A 3,349-nucleotide genomic window follows, 5' to 3' on the forward strand; every position below is an offset into this window, starting at 1 on the left:
CTAGGGGCGACGATTTCGCGACGCTGGCCGCCGCGGTCGAACGCGCCGAGCAGCAGCAAGCCCAGGCGCGCACCGCCGCGGCGGCCCAGCCCGCCGCGCCGCGTGGGCCGGATCCGATTGAACGGCTGTTGGGCGGGATCAAGCGCTGGTTCACCGAGGGCAATGTCCCGGTCAAGATCGGCATGCTGGTGCTGCTGGCCGGCGTCGCCGCGCTGCTGAAGTACGCCGGCGACCAGGGCTGGCTGCGCATGCCGATCGAGCTGCGCTACGCCGGCATCGCCGCCGCGTCGCTGGCCGGCCTGGCCTTCGGCTGGCGCCAGCGCACGCGCAAGCGCAGCTTTGCGCTGGCGCTGCAGGGCGGGGCGATCGGTGTGCTGCTGCTGACCGTGTTCGCCGCCTTCAAGCTGTCCGGGCTGATCCCCGCCGGCGCGGCGCTGGCGCTGAGCATCGCCCTGGTCGCGGGCATGTGCGTGCTGGCGGTGGCGCAGGAATCGCGCACGCTGGCGGTGCTGGGCACGCTGGCCGGCTTCCTCGCGCCGCTGTGGCTGTCCACCGGCAGCGGCAACCACGTCGCGTTGTTCTCCTACTACGCGCTGCTCAATGCGGCGGTGTTCGCGATCGCCTGGTACCGGCCGTGGCGGGTGCTGAACCTGCTCGGGTTCGGCTTCACCTTCGGCATCGGCACGCTGTGGGGCGTGTTGCAGTACCGGCCCGAGAAGTTCGCCAGCACCGAGCCGTTCCTGCTGCTGTTCTTCGCCTTCTACCTGCTGATCCCGATCCTGTACGCGCGGCGCCAGGCAGCGCGCAGCACGCTGATCGACGGCAGCCTGGTGTTCGGCACGCCGCTGATCGCGTTTTCGCTGCAGGCGGGGCTGCTGCGCGGCGACGGCCTGCCGTTGGCCCTGTGTGCGCTGGGACTGGCGGCGATCTATGCCCTGCTGGCGGCGGCGCTGATCCGGCGCGCGAGCTTCGCGGTGCTGGGGCAGGCGTATGCGGTGCTGGCGGTGGGGTTCGCCACCTTGGCGGTGCCGCTGGCGCTGTCCGCGCGCGCGACCGCCAGCGTGTTCGCGCTGGAGGGGGCGGCGTTGGCGTGGCTGGGCCTGCGCCAGCGGCGCTGGCTGCCGCAGTTCAGCGGCGCCGGCCTGCAACTGGCGGCGTCGTTCGGTTTCCTGGTGGGCGTGGAGGACATCGCCCAGGACACCCAGGCGGTGGCCAACGCCACCTTCATGAGCGGGTTGCTGCTGGCGCTGGCCGGCTTCGCCAGCGCCTGGTGCTACCGCCGTGGGCGGGCCGCCGTGCCGGCGCTGGGCTACTACGTGTGGGGGCTGTTCTGGTGGTGCGGGATCGGCGTCACCGAGATCGTGCGATTCGTCGACGCCGACGCGCGTGCCGACGTGCTGCTCGCCTGGGTCGCGGTCAGCGGCTGGCTCGCCGCCGAGGCGCAGCGGCGCTGGCCGGCACTGGCGCTGGCCGCGACCACGCTGGGTGGCCTGGCCCTGGCCTTGCCGCTGGCGGTCTGGCAGGCCGATGTGCATGGGCAGCCGTTCGCCGGGCATGGCGCCTGGGCCTGGGCGCTGTTCGCGGTGCTCGGCGTGCGCAGCCTGCTGTGCCTGCGCGACAGCGGTGGCGGCGTCGCGCGTGCGGCGCAGTTCGTATGGTGGCTGGTGTGGCCCAGCGTGGTCGGGCTGCTGTGCACCTGGATCGCGCTGCACAGCGAGCTCGCCGCCGGCTGGGGCTGGATGCTGTTGCTGGCGCCCTGGTTGCTGGCGACGGCGCTGTCGCTGTGGCGCTGGAATTGGCTGGCGGCCCCGCTGGGTGCGGCATTCGCGCCGTGCCGCAGCGCGCTGCAGAGCACCTACTTCGGCCTGCTGGCGGTGGCCTGGCTGTACAGCCTGAGCCTGCCCGGCAGCAGCGCGCCGCTGCCCTGGGTGCCGGTGCTCAATCCGCTGGAACTGACCCAGCTGGCGCTGCTGGTCCTGGGCGTGCGCTGGACCCGCACCGCGGAGCTGCCGGCGCTGCTGCGGCCCTGGCGCACCCAGCTGTTGGCCGGTGCCGGCTTTCTGTGGATCACCAGCGTCACCCTGCATGCGGTGCATTACTGGGCGGCAGTGCCGTGGCCCGGCGTGCTCGGCAATGGCGTGGCGCAGACCAGCTTGACCGTGGTCTGGAGCGTGCTGGGCGTGCTCGGCTGGGTGCTGGGCTCGCGGCGCGGCCAGCGCGGCCTGTGGCTGGCCGGCGCGGTATTGATGGCGGTGGTGCTGGGCAAGCTGCTGCTGGTGGACCGCGGCAACCTCGGCAACGTCGCCGGCATCGCCTCGTTCATCGCGTACGGGTTGTTGTGTACGGTGGTCGGCTATCTGGCGCCGGCGCCGCCGCGCGCTGCAGAACCGGCCGAGGAGGCCATCCCATGATCCGACGTGCGCTGTTTCCATTGTTGCTGGCCGGGTTGCCGCTGTGCGCGTTCGCCGCCAGCCAGCGCGACGACTACGCCCAGCAGTGGCCGCTGACCCTGCAGGACGCCGATGCCGGCGCCTATCGCGTGCAGCTCGACGATGCGGTCTACCGTAGCGCGCAGCGCGCCTCGCTGGGCGACGTGGAGGTGTTCAACGCGGCCGGCGACCCGCTGCCGGCGGCCCTGTTCGCCGCCGAACAGGCCGAGACGGCGCCGCGCCGGCAGCCGTTGCCGTGGTTTCCGCTGCCGGCGGCGCCCGACGGGCGGACCCCGGATCTGGAGCTGATCGCCGAGCGCGACAGCGACGGCAGTGTGCGCCGCATCCAGACCCGCGTGGCCGGCGCTGGCTCCGACGCGGGCGCTGCCGGCTGGCTGGTCGATGCCAGCGCGTTGCATGCGCCGCTGCGCGCGCTGTCGCTGCAATGGGCCGCCGCTGCGCAGCCACAGCAGGCGCGCTACCGCGTCGAGGGCAGCGACGATCTGCGCGACTGGGAGGTGCTGGTGGCCGATGCGACCCTGGTCGACCTCAGCAACCAGGGGCACCGGCTGCAGCAACTGCGCATCCCCATCCGTCGCGAAGTGCGCTATCTGCGTCTGCTGCCGCTGGCCGGTGCCGGCGCGCCGCCGCTGACCGGGGTGGAGGCCGAACTGGCACCGACGCCGGTCGTCGCCGATTGGCATTGGCAACAACTGGACGCGGCGAGCACCGATCCCGCGCAGCACGGCTATGCCTTCGTGTCGCCCGGGCGCTACCCGGTGACGCGCGTCGACATCGCCTTGCCCGGCAACAACGCCATCGAATGGCGCGTGCAGAGCCGCGACAGCGCCGAGGCGCCGTGGCAGGACCGCGCCGGTCCATGGCTGGCCTACCAGGTGGGCGGCGGCAGCCGCTCGCCA

Annotated in this window: 2 protein-coding genes; both read left to right on the forward strand. The window is 73.0% G+C overall.

Annotated elements, in window-relative coordinates:
- The coding region (locus D183_RS24760) for a DUF2339 domain-containing protein (RefSeq protein WP_017909470.1) at nt 1-2,411 on the forward strand (2,411 nt) is incomplete at its 5' end.
- Nucleotides 2,408-3,349 (forward strand): DUF3999 family protein (locus tag D183_RS0113535; RefSeq protein ID WP_017909471.1); only part of this gene is annotated, 942 nt, incomplete at its 3' end. The genes D183_RS24760 and D183_RS0113535, both read left to right, overlap by 4 nt.

Origin of the sequence: Xanthomonas sp. SHU 199, assembly GCF_000364665.1 — a bacterium.
In the GTDB taxonomy this organism is placed as follows: domain Bacteria; phylum Pseudomonadota; class Gammaproteobacteria; order Xanthomonadales; family Xanthomonadaceae; genus Xanthomonas_A; species Xanthomonas_A sontii.